Annotated in this window: 17 protein-coding genes; 8 read left to right on the forward strand and 9 right to left on the reverse strand. The window is 35.0% G+C overall.

The genetic code is table 11. The features are described from left to right. Positions 1–14: 14 nt before the first annotated feature. On the reverse strand, positions 15–1403 hold the full coding sequence (gene fumC, locus FS802_RS05305) for a class II fumarate hydratase (RefSeq protein WP_098707261.1): 1389 nt from the start codon (positions 1401–1403) through the stop codon (positions 15–17). Between the two features lie 190 nt (positions 1404–1593). Between fumC and FS802_RS05310 the strand changes: the two genes are divergently transcribed. Both FS802_RS05310 and FS802_RS05315 read left to right on the forward strand, forming a co-directional pair. Beyond that, positions 1594–2304: an SDR family NAD(P)-dependent oxidoreductase gene (locus FS802_RS05310; RefSeq protein WP_098111802.1), complete on the forward strand. Its 711-nt coding sequence runs from the start codon at positions 1594–1596 to the stop codon at positions 2302–2304. A gap of 16 nt (positions 2305–2320) precedes the next feature. Continuing rightward, positions 2321–2701 (forward strand): MerR family transcriptional regulator, encoded by a 381-nt coding sequence (locus FS802_RS05315; RefSeq protein WP_141545874.1) that lies wholly within the window; start codon positions 2321–2323, stop codon positions 2699–2701. Positions 2702–2741: 40 nt separating this feature from the next. On the opposite strand, the gene nhaC is transcribed toward FS802_RS05315, so the two are convergent. Together nhaC and FS802_RS05325 are read right to left on the reverse strand one after the other, a co-directional pair. Further along, on the reverse strand, positions 2742–4145 hold the full coding sequence (nhaC, locus tag FS802_RS05320) for a Na+/H+ antiporter NhaC (protein WP_000843979.1): 1404 nt from the start codon (positions 4143–4145) through the stop codon (positions 2742–2744). 323 nt (positions 4146–4468) lie between these two features. Next, entirely contained in the window at positions 4469–5128 is a 660-nt protein-coding gene (locus FS802_RS05325; RefSeq protein WP_098653216.1) for a class I SAM-dependent methyltransferase, read from the reverse strand. 255 nt (positions 5129–5383) lie between these two features. Between FS802_RS05325 and FS802_RS05330 the strand changes: the two genes are divergently transcribed. After that, complete coding sequence (locus FS802_RS05330; protein WP_098653215.1) at positions 5384–6349, forward strand: DMT family transporter; 966 nt, start codon at positions 5384–5386, stop codon at positions 6347–6349. Between the two features lie 16 nt (positions 6350–6365). Beyond that, the gene (locus FS802_RS05335; protein WP_046959020.1) at positions 6366–7037 is read left to right on the forward strand and encodes a GntR family transcriptional regulator; all 672 of its coding nucleotides are present in this window, start codon (positions 6366–6368) and stop codon (positions 7035–7037) included. Positions 7038–7093: 56 nt separating this feature from the next. On the opposite strand, the gene fbpA is transcribed toward FS802_RS05335, so the two are convergent. Next, complete coding sequence (gene fbpA / locus FS802_RS05340) at positions 7094–7264, reverse strand: Fur-regulated basic protein FbpA (protein ID WP_098653214.1); 171 nt, start codon at positions 7262–7264, stop codon at positions 7094–7096. Positions 7265–7457: 193 nt separating this feature from the next. Then, positions 7458–8357 carry a cation diffusion facilitator family transporter gene (locus FS802_RS05345; RefSeq protein ID WP_098653213.1) on the reverse strand — a complete coding sequence of 300 codons (900 nt, stop codon included), beginning with the start codon at positions 8355–8357 and terminating at the stop codon, positions 7458–7460. Positions 8358–8569: 212 nt separating this feature from the next. Between FS802_RS05345 and FS802_RS05350 the strand changes: the two genes are divergently transcribed. Next, positions 8570–9643 (forward strand): WD40/YVTN/BNR-like repeat-containing protein, encoded by a 1074-nt coding sequence (locus tag FS802_RS05350; RefSeq protein WP_098720564.1) that lies wholly within the window; start codon positions 8570–8572, stop codon positions 9641–9643. 40 nt (positions 9644–9683) lie between these two features. Here FS802_RS05350 and FS802_RS05355 read toward each other — a convergent pair whose 3' ends face one another. Then, positions 9684–10784 carry a DUF4179 domain-containing protein gene (locus tag FS802_RS05355; protein WP_000653173.1) on the reverse strand — a complete coding sequence of 367 codons (1101 nt, stop codon included), beginning with the start codon at positions 10782–10784 and terminating at the stop codon, positions 9684–9686. Next, entirely contained in the window at positions 10781–11347 is a 567-nt protein-coding gene (locus FS802_RS05360) for a sigma-70 family RNA polymerase sigma factor (protein ID WP_098653212.1), read from the reverse strand. Before FS802_RS05360 ends, FS802_RS05355 begins: the two co-directional genes overlap by 4 nt. A gap of 270 nt (positions 11348–11617) precedes the next feature. Here FS802_RS05360 and asnB point away from each other — a divergent pair, with 270 nt between their 5' ends. Then, a complete protein-coding gene (gene asnB / locus FS802_RS05365) occupies positions 11618–13441 on the forward strand; it encodes an asparagine synthase (glutamine-hydrolyzing) (RefSeq protein WP_098720563.1) in 1824 nt (607 codons plus the stop codon). A gap of 42 nt (positions 13442–13483) precedes the next feature. Here asnB and FS802_RS05370 read toward each other — a convergent pair whose 3' ends face one another. Then, positions 13484–14311: a PP2C family serine/threonine-protein phosphatase gene (locus tag FS802_RS05370; protein ID WP_048561230.1), complete on the reverse strand. Its 828-nt coding sequence runs from the start codon at positions 14309–14311 to the stop codon at positions 13484–13486. A gap of 124 nt (positions 14312–14435) precedes the next feature. Between FS802_RS05370 and FS802_RS05375 the strand changes: the two genes are divergently transcribed. Together FS802_RS05375 and FS802_RS05380 are read left to right on the forward strand one after the other, a co-directional pair. Next, positions 14436–14846 (forward strand): MarR family winged helix-turn-helix transcriptional regulator, encoded by a 411-nt coding sequence (locus FS802_RS05375; RefSeq protein WP_098653210.1) that lies wholly within the window; start codon positions 14436–14438, stop codon positions 14844–14846. Continuing rightward, entirely contained in the window at positions 14830–15159 is a 330-nt protein-coding gene (locus FS802_RS05380; protein WP_098653209.1) for a DUF3147 family protein, read from the forward strand. Before FS802_RS05375 ends, FS802_RS05380 begins: the two co-directional genes overlap by 17 nt. Positions 15160–15257: 98 nt before the next feature. Here FS802_RS05380 and FS802_RS05385 read toward each other — a convergent pair whose 3' ends face one another. Then, positions 15258–15629: a hypothetical protein gene (locus FS802_RS05385; RefSeq protein WP_046959012.1), complete on the reverse strand. Its 372-nt coding sequence runs from the start codon at positions 15627–15629 to the stop codon at positions 15258–15260. Positions 15630–15635 lie beyond the last annotated feature (6 nt).

The following is a 15635-nucleotide window of genomic DNA, read 5'->3' on the forward strand; positions in this document are numbered from 1 at the left end:
TCTTGGCTTTTTCATTACTCTTTCGGAGCAATCATTTTTTTCGGATCGACAATTTCATCAAATTGTTCTTCTGTTAGTAGTCCAGATTGCAGTGCTGCTTCTTTTAGCGTTAACCCATCTTTATGAGCATGCTTCGCAATTTTCGCTGCATTTTCATATCCGATATGCGGGTTTAATGCTGTAACAAGCATTAATGAACGATTCACATTCTCTTTAATTACTTCTTCATCTGCTTCAATACCAACTGCACAATTATCATTAAATGAAACAATTGCATCTGCTAATAAGTGAGCGGATTGTAAGAAGTTATATGCAATAACAGGTTTAAATACGTTTAACTCAAAATTACCTTGACTCGCAGCAAATCCGATTGTTGCATCATTTCCCATCACTTGCGCTACAACCATCGTTAACGCTTCACTTTGCGTTGGATTTACTTTACCTGGCATAATAGAGCTTCCTGGCTCATTTGCCGGAATAATAATTTCTCCTAGACCACTACGTGGACCACTTGCCAGCCAGCGCACATCGTTAGCAATCTTCATTAAATCAGCTGCTAATGCTTTTAATGCACCATGCGTATATACAGCTTCATCATGGCTCGTTAATGCGTGGAATTTATTTGGTGCAGAAATAAATTGCTTACCTGTAAATTGGCTAATTTCCTCTGACACCATCTCACTGAATTTTGGATGAGCATTAATACCTGTTCCAACTGCAGTACCACCAATCGCAAGCTCTTTCATATATGTATTGCTCTCAGCAATCATACGCTCTGTTTTTTCAAGCATACGGTGCCATCCGCTAATTTCTTGTCCTAATGTTAACGGTGTTGCATCTTGTAAGTGTGTACGACCAATTTTTATAATATGTTCAAATGCAGTTACTTTTTCTGCAAACGTTTCTTTTAATTTCGTAATTGCTGGTAATACGTGATTTTCTACTGCGATTACACATGCTACATGAAGTGCTGTTGGAAATGTATCATTTGAACTTTGAGACATGTTCACATCATCATTCGGATGAATATGTACGTCAGATCCCTTCTCTTTCAAAATTTGATTCCCTCGATTTGCAATTACTTCATTCACATTCATGTTTGACTGTGTACCACTACCCGTTTGCCATACGACAAGTGGAAAATGTTCATTCCATTTCCCTGCAATCACTTCGTCAGCTGCTGCCACAATTGCTTCTGCTTTTTCTTCTGATAGCTTTCCTAATTTTTGATTACTAAGTGCTGCACTCTTCTTTAATATGGCAAATGCTTTTACAATTTCAAGCGGCATTTGCTCTGTTCCAATCGGGAAGTTTTCTTTACTACGTTGCGTTTGTGCTGCCCATAATTTATCAGCTGGAACTTTTATTTCTCCTATTGTATCTCTTTCAATTCTGTAATCCATTTTTTCATCCCCTTGAAAATATAATACCTACATTTCTTATATTAACAGACTTTCAATCAAATGATAAGAATTCTCACTTATATATACAAATATTCAATGTTTTTTTTAAAAATTCCTCTTGACCTAAACTTAAGTTTAGGCCGTATCCTTTCCATTGTAACCTACTATAACACTACTGGAGGAATTCAAAATGAAAAAATATGCTTTCATAACAGGTGCGAATAAAGGAATAGGATATGAACTTGTTCGTCAATTAGCCGAAAAAGACTATCACGTATTTTTAGGTGCCCGTAATAAACAACTTGGACAACAAGCCATAGAATCTTTACATGTTTCAAACGTTTCCTATATTCAAGTAGACATTTCTAGTGCTCAATCCATTCAAGAAGCAATCAAAAAAACCCATGAAACGACTGACCACTTAGATTTATTAATCAATAATGCAGGCATAGCACTAGACTTCCATACGATACCTAGTGAATTGAATATTGAAAGTTTACGCCAAGGATTTGAAGTTAACTTTTTTGGAACATTCCAAATGGTGCAAGCCTTTTTACCATTATTAAAGAAATCAAGTAACAGTAAAATTATAAATGTAACAACTGACATGGCCTCACTAACAATGTTTGCTAATGGTGAAACACACCCGATTAATACATTAGGATATAATTCTTCAAAAACAGCTATTAATGCTTTAACATTAGCTTTTAGCAAAGAATTTGGTACTAACGGTCCAGAAATTTTCGGAGTAACTCCTGGTTTTACAACTACTGACCTAAATGGAAATTCCCCAGGTGGCCATACGACTAATGAAAGTGCTAAAATTATTATTAAATATGCATTAAGTGAAACAAACTATAATGGTAAAATACTAAATAAAGATGGCATTATACCTTGGTAATAAAGGGATGAACGATATGTATTATACAATTGGGCAAGTCGCCAAAATGCACCACTTAACTATTTCTCAAATACGTTATTACGATAAACAAGGACTGTTCCCTTTTCTTAAAAGAAATGGAAAAGGAGATCGAGTTTTTGATGAAGAAGCACTGAAATATTTAGAGATGATTTTATGCTTAAAAAACACCGGTATGCCCATTCAAAAAATAAAACAATTTATCGACTGGTCTATGGAGGGAGAATCTACAATCCTTCGACGGTTGGAATTAATGCAACAACAGGAGACCAATGTCTTACAACTCATTCAAGACACTGAAAAAAACTTAAAAAAGATACAACAAAAAATCGCTAAATATGAGAACGAGATAACTTCTTCAACTCCTATTACAAAATAAAAAATCACCTTCTACATATTGTAGAAGGTGATTTTTTATTTTATGATGCTTGCTTTCCTTTTTCAACGTCATCTACATACCAAATGAATTTACCTGTATATCCGTAAATAACTGCTAAAATTAACGATACGAAGCTTAACCACATAAATGGAACGTATGAGAACGTTGCTACACCTAAAATACCAGCCATAAAAATACCATTATCCGACCACGGAACCATACCAGAAGTTAACGTTCCACCTACTTCTGAGTTACGCGCTAATACACGTCGGTCTATTTTTAATTTATCATAGCTATCTTCCATAATTTTCGGTGTTAAAATTAGTGATACGTACATCGCACAACCAAATATATTAGCTAAGAATGCCACGATTAATGTAGACAATGTTACATTGCCTGCAGAATTTAATTTCTTCTCAAATTTAGATACAATCACTTTTAAAACACCTAGTTTTTCAAGTAATCCACCAAATCCTAAACCGAAAATAATAACGGCCACTGAGCCAAGCATACCGTTAATTCCACCACGGTTTAATAACTTGTCAACAAACTCAACACCAGATTGAATTGAAAATCCGTTATACGCTGTTCCAATCGCCTCTCCAAAGTTCATTCCTTGGAAAAGAGCTGCCCAAATTGCACCAATTAAAGCTCCCATTGCAATTGTCGGCATAGACGGCTTTTTCATCGCTAATAGAACAATAACAATGACCGCCGGAACAAGCATCCATATTTTAATATCAAATTGCTTTAATAAAGCTTCTTTTAAAAACTCTACTCGATTCAAATCTACATTATCGCCGCCATACATCCAACCAGCTATAGTAAACATAATGCTAGTAATAATATAAGCCGGAACATCTAATACGAGCATAGCTCGAACGTGGGCAATAACGTCTACTTTCGCCATAGAAGCTGCAAGAACTGTGCTATCAGAAAGTGGTGATAATTTGTCGCCGAAATAAGCTCCTGAAAGAACTGCACCCGCAACAAGTGGAAGTGGTAATCCAAGTCCCTCACCAATCGCCATCATAGCAATACCCGCTGTTCCTACTGTTCCCCATGATGTTCCTGTTGCGATAGAAGTAATCGAACAAATGATTAATGTTGCTAATAGGAATATGCTAGGGTGAATAAATTCTAATCCATAATAGATTAATGTTGGTACTACGCCACCAGCAATCCATGTTCCAATTAAAGCACCTACTGCAACTAAAATCAGTATTGCTTCTAATCCGTTAGAAATTCCTTTCGTAATTGCATCTTGCAATTCTTGATAACGAAATCCTAATCTTAATCCAAGCGCAATTACTAAAAACCATGAAATAAATAGCGCTAATTGAATTGGGAGATCAAAAATCGTTTGGAAGGAAAAGACAACAGCAAGAAATAGTAATAAAAGAACTATGATTTCTAGCATCGATGGTAATCTTACACTTTTCATTTTTTTCTCTCCTTACAAGTCGATAACATGACGTGTGTCGTCTTACATGTATGTAATATACAATTAGCGAAGACAAAACAAAATTTTCATATTATTTCGATTTATTTTTCCAGTATAATATAACACCTTTTCTATTGTAAAAGTAGATGTTACTTTTCGCAATGGAAAATATAAAAAATGTTACATTTTTATATAGAACAATCCATAAATAACTTTTTTAATATTTGCCATAACAAATTTTTTACTATTATCCTCACCTTTTAAGGACTACCATTTTTCCCCACAAAAAAGCACACATCATTAAAATGATGCATGCTCCACTTTTATTTATACATATTTTGTATTTCTTCTTTATTTTTAAGTATTTCCGCAAACTTATCACTACAACCTTTCGGAAATAACACTCCGAGCCCATATGAATGCTCAAACTGAAAATGAGGGTACTTCGCTTTGACCTCATCCCAAAATTTATACACGCCGAAATTTCGATCTTTCACCTCAATATCGTGAAATAACACGATACCGTTATTCGCAAGTTTCGGTAACCATGTTTTATAATCATGAGAAACTGCTTCATACGTATGATAGCCATCAATATGCAACAAATTTATCGTTCCATCTTGAAACTGATCCACAGCCTCATCAAAAGTAGACCGAATTAAATTCCCTATTTGAGGATAACTCGTGCTCACGAATTTACTCACTATTTGAAAAACACCTTCTCCATATGGACCTGTGTGCTCATCTCCTGCCCAAGTATCTACAGCAAAGCATTTTGTAGATACTCCTCCATCTTTTACCCCTTGGCAAAAACTAAAAAAAGAAGCTCCTAAATGTGTACCTAACTCAACTAATATTTCTGGTTTTTCAAATCTTACTAAATCATAAGCGAAGTTTAAATGTCCCACCCACGCAGAGTTCATTCGAATATATGGACTATATTGATCAAATTCAAATGTTGGTTTATAAGTAACCCAGCTCATCACATTTCTCCTTCTACACATATTTTTAACAAACCAAATTACTCTTATCTTTATTTTTTTATCCTCTTGATTATGATTTAATTTTATAATTTTATCTCGCTTTATTTCACCTACTCACTTGTATCGTAAACATAACTGGAACTACTAAAATTCCCACCTTCTAACACAGAAATTTCAGTTTATTTTTTATTCATTTCGTGATATATTGCATATTGTATCCAAAACGAATTTTTAGAAAAGGAGAATTAAAACTATATGGATCCAAATCGTTTAAAAGGAATCATTATGGTTGTAATTGGTGCTTGTTTATGGGGCTTGTCCGGGACAGCTGCACAACAACTTTTTCAATATGAAAATGTTTCTACTGAATGGTTAGTTACAATTCGTTTGCTTATATCGGGCTTTATCTTGCTCATTATTTCATCATTCGGAACGAGAAAAAAAGAAATATTCGGCATATGGAAACAAAGATCTGATGCTACTAAAATGATATTGTTTGGCCTATTCGGTATGCTTGCTGTACAGTACACGTACTTCGCTTCTATTAAAGAAGGGAACGCTGCCGTCGCAACATTATTGCAATATTTAGCTCCTATATTTATTACTGTATACTTACTTTTCAAATGGAACGTTCGGCCATCAAAAATTGATTTCATTTCCATTACCCTTTCATTAGTAGGCACTTTTCTCTTACTAACAAATGGGTCTGTTCATAACTTAGCTGTTTCTACACCGGCTATTATTTGGGGTATTTTATCTGGGGTATCTCTTGCTTTTTATAGTTTATATTCCAAGACATTACTAGAAAGATGGTCTTCCTCTGTTATCGTTGGATGGGGCATGATTATTGGGGGTATTGGCGTTACGATTCTACACTTTATTTCTACAAACGAATTCATTTTATTATCGACTATGAAATATGTAAAACTAAGTACCCTACCGCTCATCACATTTGTCGTCATTTTCGGGACACTGATTGCATTTTATTTATACTTAGACAGCATACGATACCTGACTCCGAAAGAAACGACATTATTCGGTTGTACTGAACCACTCGCAGCTATTATTTCTTCTGTACTTATATTACACGTACCCTTTCAATCTTTTCAGTTATTAGGTGCTTTTTGTGTCATTGTAATGGTGCTCATCTTAAGCCAAAAACCGGATGAAGGGAAACAGGAATTAAAGTTTGTTCATGAGAAAAAAGAAAATATACAATGAAAGGATTGAATTCACTATGCCTATCCCTCAAAATTATAAAAAACAAGGAAGAGTTTCGGCAAAATCACTCGTTTTAAATCAACTACAAGATTGGATTATTGAAGGTGTACTGCAACCTGATGAAAAAATTAATGATGGGGAATTGGCTGAAGCACTAGGAGTAAGCAGAACACCTGTAAGAGAAGCACTTCAAATATTAGAGCTTTCTGGATTAGTGGAAATGGTACCTGGGCAAAAAACAAAAATTGCTCCTATTAAGTTAGACGACATTCCTATCATTTATGAAACGATGGCTGGTCTTCACTCTATTATAGGAAAGCAAGCTCTTCAAAACATTACAGACGCTGATTTGAAACTACTTTCTGAAATAAATGCTGATTTTCAGCGCTCTATAGAGAAGAAAAACGCAAAACAAGCTTTAAAACTAGATATACAATTTCACAATACAATTTCTTCTATTGCTAAAAACCAATATATTGAACCCTTTCTAGAAAATATGCAACTTCATGTTCTACGCCTTGAATATTTGTTTTTCCAAAACTTTGTTCCAGCAAGTCAATCTATTGAAGAGCATCACTCTATCATTCAAGCATTGCAAAAGCAGGACGAAAAACAAATGGAACAAATGATGTCTCAAAACTGGCTCCGTCCAATGAAAGAAATATCAAAAATAATTTCTACAAAATAATAATAGAGCTGGTTACACAAAATCGTAACCAGCTCACTTTTTACTAATCTATATAGTTATACCTGAATATCTGCATAATCTTCCATATTTTCGTACTCTTTTTCCAATTCCTCTAAAGACAGCTCGTATAATTGTCGGTCGCGAATCTTAAACACACCTGCTCCAATTAACTCATCAATTAAATGCCTCTTACGATTTTCAACAGCAAAACGGAGTTGACTACTCATCTTTTAAAAAACTCCTTTCTACAATCATTGAAAATGATAATCTTTATCAATTACCACTTTAGATTATAAAAGATGACTCTTTATAAGTAAAGTAATTTCATGAAATATTTACCTTACAAAGTATTTGTGGCCACATTATATATATGTATGTCACGCGAAAAATGTTATGACACTTTTTCTAATCCTTTTTCTTTCATACTTTGCAAGTTGTCTCACTATGATTAGATTCACCATCTATTTCTACTTGAATAGTGACATGTTCTACATGAAACTTCTCCTTTAATACATCCGTAGCCTCTTTTAATACATTTTGCGTTTCATCACCTTTAATAATCAAATGGCAAGTTAATACTTGAAAATCAGATGTGACAGACCATATGTGCAAATCATGAACTTCTTTTACAACCGTAATATTTAATAATGTACTTTTTACCTCTTCAACATTTATGTGCTGCGGTGCACCTTCCATTAATATATGGATGGTATCACGTGTTACACGCCATCCACTAATAATGACTAAAATAGACACAAGAATACTAGCAATCGCATCAGCAACAGTCCATCCGAAAAATTTAATACATAGCGCTGCAATAATCGCTCCGACTGATCCTAATAGATCGCCTAATACGTGTAGGAAAGCACTTCTTAAATTCAAGTTACCCTTCACATCTCCGCCTCTCATTAATATCCAAGCTGATAAAATATTAATAAGCAGACCAAGTACAGCAATAATGAGCATCCCATTACTAGCAATCTCAACTGGTTCTTTAAAACGGCGAATTGCTTCAATAAAAATGTATACTGAAATGACAATAAGAACGACACCATTACATAATGCCGCTAACATTTCGACTCTCTTATACCCGTATGTTTTCGCAGCTGTTGCTGTTTTTTCTCCAAGCTTAAACGCAAGTAAACTTAACGCTAAGGATACTGCATCACTTAACATATGCCCCGCGTCAGATAGTAGTGCTAAACTATTTGTTACAAATCCCCCAATCACTTCAGCAATCATAAAACTTGTCGTTAATACGAAAGCAATTAGTAACGCCTTTTTATTGTTAGAATGACCGTGATCATGTGAATGCCCCATACAAATGCTCCTTTAAGTGCAATATCTGTATGTTAGTATGAAACAAACTCCCCCTCTTTATCCCCCATTAACTGCCCATAAACGTCCGCTTCCTCTACCTACACACTTCGCTATTTTTCAAACAAGTCCTTTTTCTCAACAAAAAATAAGACTACTTCTTTTTCAGCTTCATATTGTTTACTAATGAAAGAATTTTTAAGGAGGTTACTAAAATGAAACGTTTATTTCTCTGTATGGAGCGAGAACTTGTTGTAGTGAAAGAACAATATGGTCACTTTGAAACAGCGTATCACTTACAAAATATGCAACCTACCTGTATCGCTGTTGATCCATTTCAAAAGAATCGTGTATACTGCGGAACATTTGGACGAGGTTTATGGTTAAGCGGCGATGGCGGGGATTCGTGGAAACCAATTGGAGATTCATATCGTTACTTTGATTTCCCTAAAGAAGATGGGATTTTACACTCTTCGATAACTTCCATTACGATAAGTCCTAATGAACAAGTTAACGGCTATGGCGTCGTTTATGTCGGCACAGAACCGAGCGCTTTATTCCGTTCGGAAAATGGTGGTGAAACGTGGACTGAACTTAAAAATATGAAATCATTATTATCTTCTTACACGTGGGCTTTTCCGCCTAGACCTTTCACCCATCATGTACGCTGGATTACAGTTGATCCAAACAATCCAAATACAATCCATGTTTCAATTGAAGCTGGTGCTGTTATTCAAAGTAATGATAGAGGGCATACATGGATTGATAAAAAATTCGGTGCTCCTATCGACGCTCATCAATTACTTATGCACCCTGAAGCTCCAAATCGCCTTTATGCATCATGTGGTGACGGATTTATGGGCGGACCTGATCGCGCATACCTTGAAAGTTATAACAATGGAAACAGCTGGATCTCATGCAGTGAAGGACTTGAACATCATTATTTATACAGCATGGCTATCGATCCGGCCGATTGCGATACGATTCTCGTTTCTGCCGCACCAAGTGCTGACCTCGCTCATCACCGTATTCCTTATGAATCTTATATTTATCGTAAAACGAAAGATACTCCGTTCCAGCAATTGCAGCAAGGTCTACCATCTGCAATTGGTACAGTCATTTCAATGTTTGCGACAAATCCAGCAGAACCACATACATTTTACACTTTAAATAACAACGGCATGTTTCAATCCAATGATAGCGGCGAATCATGGGAACAACTAAATATTCCGTGGAAAGATGAGTATAAAAAGCAGCATCCGCATGCATTACTCGTAACTAGTTTTTAACGGAAAAGAGACTGCCTAATGTTTTTAGGCAGTCTCTCTTTTATTTCTTTAAATCAATTACGATATCATCTAGAACAATATCTTTACTCTTCTCTTCTTTTTTCGGCACTTCAATTTTCTTCTCTTTTCCATTCACATATTCCACTCCACCATGATTTTCAGGTGTATGAACTCGCAAGTGCACGTGAGGTGTAACGATAAGCTTTGTTGCATTTTCGTTTAGTTTTTGGAATGTGGCACTCCATCGAATATTGTAAGGATCGTTGCCACTTCCCCCATTTCCTTCACCCGAATAATCATTCCCTAGATCATCCTTAACCGTCAATTCAACATCTACACTATCCCATTCTTTCCTCGCACCCTTAGAAACTTCTTGATTGTAATAAAGAATAAATGAAACCGGCGACATTGCGACCTTTTCCATATTTGCTTTTATACCTTCTTTTTCCGAACTTCCACCAATTGTTCTCTCTTTACTATCCATTGATTTTACAGTTAATGCGAAATTCCAATTACCTTGTATTGATTTTTTCCTATCTGGCATCTCTATTCCCTCTATATTCCATCTAAAGTTTACTTTGTCCTTTTTATTAATATCATGGTGCGTCGTTGTTACCATACCTACATACTTTTTTTCAGTAACTTTAGTCATTTTCCCACTTCCTGAACTACCATGAGCGTCCATTATATCCAATCCGCCTAATATAATAGGATCATCCCCTAAGTCTTGCTCACTTTCCAGTGAATACGTTATAGATAATGTTCTGCCATCAGAAATTACATCATTAATTGTAACCTTAACCCCATTACTCTCTCTCGTCATATTCAATTCAGTCGAAAACTCTTTATAATTTTCATATAACCCTGTTCTACCATTATCTAAAAATCGGAATATGTCACCTACAATTGGCAATCCCCCGGCATATGTAGGAAACCCGATACCAAGCGTTGCAACTGATAACCCTACTAAAATAGATGCAGCAGCGACACCCTTTTTCCAACTTTTCATCTTTTTCTTCGTACGTATCGATTGTTTTACATTACGTTTCACTTTTTCTTTTTCAATTTCAGAAGCCTCAATTTCCTCAAGTTCATTTTCATCTATATCAATATCATTTAATAGTTCATAAATGTCTTTCATATTGCACTACCTCCAAAACTAATTTTCGTAGCATTTTGTTGTAGTTTCTTTTTTCCCCGGTACACCCGGTTATCTATGGCTGCTCGGGTTAATCCTAATTTCTCTCCGATTTCCTCTGTCTTCATACCGAGAAGATATTTCATAATGAATACTTTTTGATCTAACGGTTCTAATTGGTTAAGAAGCTGCATTAATTCTTCCCTATCTTCCATAACGATTAATTCGTCTTCCGCTGACTTTTCCGTACTGATATGAAACTCATTTGAAATAATTTCTACTTTATTAGTCGCTTTTCGGTAATAATCAATTGCTTTAAACTTTGCAATCGCTGCAATCCATTTTTTAAAATCATTCGGCTCTCCATGAAACTTATTTGCGTTATTCCAAATGGAAAGAAAAATATCATTTATACATTCTTCTATTAATCCATCATTTTGAACCGGAAGAAGAACTTTGTGCGTAATCCCCTTTATGAGTGGTAAGTATGTATCGACAACAAATTCTAGCGCATCTTCTTTTTGCCGCTGTAATCTTTTTATAAAATTTTTCTCATTTGATTTCATGTAGCGATTCCCCTTATATTTTTGTAAAAGCTTTTACACCCTATATAACGTCTTACAAAATATTTTCTCTCATCTTTTTTTATTTTTTGTATGTAATGGAATACTTTCCCTTAGCCATTGTCTCACATAACTACGCGTTCAAAGAAAATTTTCTCAAGTCTACGCTTTAATTCATGTAGTACACTATTTATATGGTCATCCTTTAACTAGGTGTACATTTTATTTCATTAATCTACTTTTCAACATTTTAAACTAGGAGATGAGATGTGTATGTGTGGAATTACAGGTTGGGTAAATTGGAGTAAGGATCTTTCCAATGAACATGTTATTTTAGAAAAGATGGCAAATAGTATCCAGCATCGTGGTCCTGATGCTGAAGGATTTTGGTTTTCACCACGTGCGGCTTTTGCACACCGGCGTTTAATTGTTATTGATCCAGAAGGTGGGACACAGCCGAAGACATTTCGTGCTGGTGATTATACGTATGCTCTTACTTATAATGGAGAAATTTATAATTTCCATGAACTGAGAGAGCAACTTCAACAATGTGGTCATGCATTTGAAACGAATTCAGATACAGAAGTATTACTACATGCATATTTAGAATGGAAAGAAGACTGCGTACAACATTTAAATGGGATTTTTGCCTTTGCAATATGGGATGATCAAAAGCAACAACTGTTTTTAGCACGCGATCATTTAGGCGTAAAGCCACTCTTTTATACAGAAAGAAATGACAGCATTATTTTCGGATCTGAAATAAAAGCATTATTAGCTCATCCATCTGTTCCTGCTGAAATTGATTCGGATGGAATAAACGAAATATTTGGATTAGGCTTATTTCGAACTCCAGGCTGTGGCGTCTTTAAACATATTCAAGAAGTGCGTGCTGGACATTTTATAACGTTTACACGTGATAAAAAAGTAGTTCAAAAGTATTGGAATTTAAAAAGTAAAGTTCATACAGACTGTACTGAAGATACATCATCACATATTTTATCTATTTTACAAGATACAGTAAAAAGACAATTAATTGCCGATGTTCCTCTCGTCTGTATGTTATCAGGAGGATTAGATTCTAGCGGTATTACTGCACTAGCAGGAAAAGAATTTGCAGCAGAAAATAAAACACTTCATACGTATTCCGTTGACTTTGTAAATAGCGCAAAAGATTTCGAGTTGACATTTGCTCGCACTGGTTTAGACGCTCCTTGGGTAAAACGCGTTTCTGAACATGTAGGGACATCTCATCATGACATTATTGTGAATGCTGAAGAGTTAGCAAATCACTTATTCGTTCCCCTCCATGCAAAAGATTTACCGAGTGCTGGCGAAATGGAAACTTCACTATATTTACTATTTTGCGAAATGAAAAAAGATGCAACTGTAGCTTTATCCGGAGAATCTGCTGATGAAGTATTCGGCGGGTATCCTTGGTTTCATCAAGAAGAATTACTATATGTCGATAAATTTCCTTGGCTAACAAATTGGAAAAACACTTCCCCTCTTCTACTAAATGAAGTAAATAACCAATGCAACTTAGAAAACTATATTGATACACGATTCCAAGAAGCGATACTTGAAGTACCTACTCTTGAAGGTGAAAGTAAAAAATCCGCGAAACAACGTCAAATGTTTTATTTATTTTTAACGAGATTTCTCCCATTCTTACTTGATCGTAAAGACCGTATGAGTATGGCTGTAGGCTTTGAAGTTCGTGTACCGTTTTGCGATTATAGATTAGTTGAATATTTATGGAACGTTCCTTTCAATATAAAAAGCATTGATAATATTGAAAAAGGCATTTTACGTAGAGCACTGCAACCTGCTTTACCTGACGATGTACGCAATAGAAGAAAAAGTGCTTATCCAACTTCACAAGATCCACATTATTTACAAACAATCCGTCATTTATCACTCGACATGTGCAGTAATAAAAACAATCCTATCTTCTCACTTATTAATCATTCCACATTACTTGCCATTGCCGATCAAAGCAATAAAGAAATTAACAATTTTGAAGCAAGAAGTGCTCTGGAATATATGCTACAAGTAAATGAATGGTTGAAAACGTATCATATTCATATTGCTTAACAAAAAGGAGTTCAAGGATAAAAACCTTGAACTCCTTTTATATTAATTAGCACATTGTTTATTCTCAGTGTCAATAGACCACCCAATAATAGTGGCACAATCTCTACCTTTCCACTGCAGTACATTTGTTAATACTGGCTCAATCTGTAAGCAACTTCCGTCGTGCAATATTTCTACTAAAGATTGATCATCATCAAATTTTCGTTTATCACACTCTAAAATACCGTCCGTTGCCATTACAATGTGATTCATTCCTTTTTCTAATCCTCTGACACCTGATGTAAAGCAAGGTGTATTTGCAGCAAAAATATTTTTCCTACCAATATATTCGTAATTCTTCCGTTTATTTAACCGCCCTTTACCATTCTTCGTTTTTTCAGAATGGAATAAATATGCGAAGCAATCACCAACTGATAGCCAATATAAAAATTCGCCTTTTCGCAAACAAATTAAGCATGCAAGTTCCTCATCATCTTGATCACATTTTTCAATAAACAGTTCATCTGTAAATAACGCTAATAAGTACATATGCGTATGATGAAAAGCTAAATGTATCGGGTAAGAAAATAACTCTTTTAGTTTCTCTTTTCTTTCTGAAATTGCTTCTATTATATAATCGATATTTTTTGTTTTGTGGTGTGTATCAAAAATCATAACAAATTCAAATTGTAATTCAGGATCCCACCAAGCAAGCACCGCATCTCCTCTTTCATATGCATCACTTTCTTGATTTCCCCCATATACGCCGACTGAAAGAGGACCACATTTTTCAACATGTATTTCATCTACATACATCTGTTCATGACTCATCCATTTGAATGTATTCACAGCTATCATCCTCTCTCTTGCTAAATGTATACCTTTACACATAGATTACCTTATATTTCAATAAAAATATACTTTTTCAACATTTTTTATCCAAATAAAAGGATTTTATTTCTATATTCACGAATATATCTTACTATACGATATAAAAATAGGAGGATTTATCATTATGAAAGACATCAATCAACATTGGGAAAGTATTTATTATCACTTACGATATGAATATGAAGACAACCTTTCCCACCAAGCCATTCGTATTTTACAAATCGTTTCTCGTGAGAAAGATATAACAATTGGAAAAGTCGCTATTGAGCTTAGTCTCTCTCATAACACAGCGTCTGAACACGTAAAGCGCCTTATTCAAAAAGGATTTATCATGAAAGAAAGAAATAAACAAGATGAAAGGGTCGTAAACCTTACTTTAACGAAAGGCGGCATTGAAGTATTAGAAAAGCATACTTTACTAGATAAAGAAAAGATAAAAATATTAGAATCACAGTTATCAAAAGAAGAACAACAATTAATTGAAAAAGCCTTTTCGTTATTAGCGAAGGAGGCAAAATATGCATTTCCTCGTTAAAGTAATCGTTTCTGCACTTATTATTGGCGTTATTACTGAAGTCGCTAAACATTATAGTACGATAGGCGGCTTTATTGCTGCCCTTCCACTCGTTAGTTTACTAAGCCTATTTTGGATTTCTTTAGAAGGCGGGAACAAACAAGAATTAAGTCAATTTGCTATAGGCGTATTATATGGATTTCCTGCATCCGCACTACTATTATTTATCGTCTATATTGGGTTGAAAAATTCGTTTTCACTTAGTACATCTGTCTTACTCGGAATTGGGGTTTGGTGTATCGTTTTTGCTTGTCAAAAATTATTTCAAGCTTAGTTAGGAGGGTTTACTATTTATAAATTTGTAGAGGTATTGAAGCAATTCACTCCTTGCAAATAAAAAAAGGAAGCAACTAACGCTGCTTCCTTACTTATCTATTCATAATCTTCTTCATCATCGATTTCTTCATAATACGAATTCCCATTACTTACATAAATAGGGCCATTCGCAACGTCAATACGTAATACCCATGCCCATGGCACAGCTAAACGCTTATGTATTGCTCGCCAAAAGCTCATTGATTTTCTTTCATACTCCTGGAACTCCTGAAGTAACTCTTTGTAGGAGGAACCGTCTAACTGAATATTTGCTTCTAGCAAACGAGAATGGGCATAGTACTGCAGCTCTAGTTCAGCAGCAATTTCCATTTCTTCTTCCGTTGCCATACCAATAATTGCTCCATCTGCTGGTACAATTTCAAATACGTTCTGAACTTCAATAAGCCCTTCTTTCTCTTTCTCAAACATGTAAAC

Origin of the sequence: Bacillus sp. DE0042 (assembly GCF_007680225.1) — a bacterium.
GTDB lineage: Bacteria > Bacillota > Bacilli > Bacillales > Bacillaceae_G > Bacillus_A > Bacillus_A wiedmannii.

What these genes read in the sequence shown, in the direction of transcription:
- fumC (WP_098707261.1), bottom strand. Translation starts at nt 1,403, where the DNA reads ATGGATTACAGAATTGAAAGAGATACAATAGGAGAAATAAAAGTTCCA.
- FS802_RS05310 (WP_098111802.1), top strand. Translation starts at nt 1,594, where the DNA reads ATGAAAAAATATGCTTTCATAACAGGTGCGAATAAAGGAATAGGATAT.
- FS802_RS05315 (WP_141545874.1), top strand. Translation starts at nt 2,321, where the DNA reads ATGTATTATACAATTGGGCAAGTCGCCAAAATGCACCACTTAACTATT.
- nhaC (WP_000843979.1), bottom strand. Translation starts at nt 4,145, where the DNA reads ATGAAAAGTGTAAGATTACCATCGATGCTAGAAATCATAGTTCTTTTA.
- FS802_RS05325 (WP_098653216.1), bottom strand. Translation starts at nt 5,128, where the DNA reads ATGAGCTGGGTTACTTATAAACCAACATTTGAATTTGATCAATATAGT.
- FS802_RS05330 (WP_098653215.1), top strand. Translation starts at nt 5,384, where the DNA reads ATGGATCCAAATCGTTTAAAAGGAATCATTATGGTTGTAATTGGTGCT.
- FS802_RS05335 (WP_046959020.1), top strand. Translation starts at nt 6,366, where the DNA reads ATGCCTATCCCTCAAAATTATAAAAAACAAGGAAGAGTTTCGGCAAAA.
- fbpA (WP_098653214.1), bottom strand. Translation starts at nt 7,264, where the DNA reads ATGAGTAGTCAACTCCGTTTTGCTGTTGAAAATCGTAAGAGGCATTTA.
- FS802_RS05345 (WP_098653213.1), bottom strand. Translation starts at nt 8,357, where the DNA reads ATGGGGCATTCACATGATCACGGTCATTCTAACAATAAAAAGGCGTTA.
- FS802_RS05350 (WP_098720564.1), top strand. Translation starts at nt 8,570, where the DNA reads ATGAAACGTTTATTTCTCTGTATGGAGCGAGAACTTGTTGTAGTGAAA.
- FS802_RS05355 (WP_000653173.1), bottom strand. Translation starts at nt 10,784, where the DNA reads ATGAAAGACATTTATGAACTATTAAATGATATTGATATAGATGAAAAT.
- FS802_RS05360 (WP_098653212.1), bottom strand. Translation starts at nt 11,347, where the DNA reads ATGAAATCAAATGAGAAAAATTTTATAAAAAGATTACAGCGGCAAAAA.
- asnB (WP_098720563.1), top strand. Translation starts at nt 11,618, where the DNA reads ATGTGTGGAATTACAGGTTGGGTAAATTGGAGTAAGGATCTTTCCAAT.
- FS802_RS05370 (WP_048561230.1), bottom strand. Translation starts at nt 14,311, where the DNA reads ATGTGTAAAGGTATACATTTAGCAAGAGAGAGGATGATAGCTGTGAAT.
- FS802_RS05375 (WP_098653210.1), top strand. Translation starts at nt 14,436, where the DNA reads ATGAAAGACATCAATCAACATTGGGAAAGTATTTATTATCACTTACGA.
- FS802_RS05380 (WP_098653209.1), top strand. Translation starts at nt 14,830, where the DNA reads ATGCATTTCCTCGTTAAAGTAATCGTTTCTGCACTTATTATTGGCGTT.
- FS802_RS05385 (WP_046959012.1), bottom strand. Translation starts at nt 15,629, where the DNA reads ATGTTTGAGAAAGAGAAAGAAGGGCTTATTGAAGTTCAGAACGTATTT.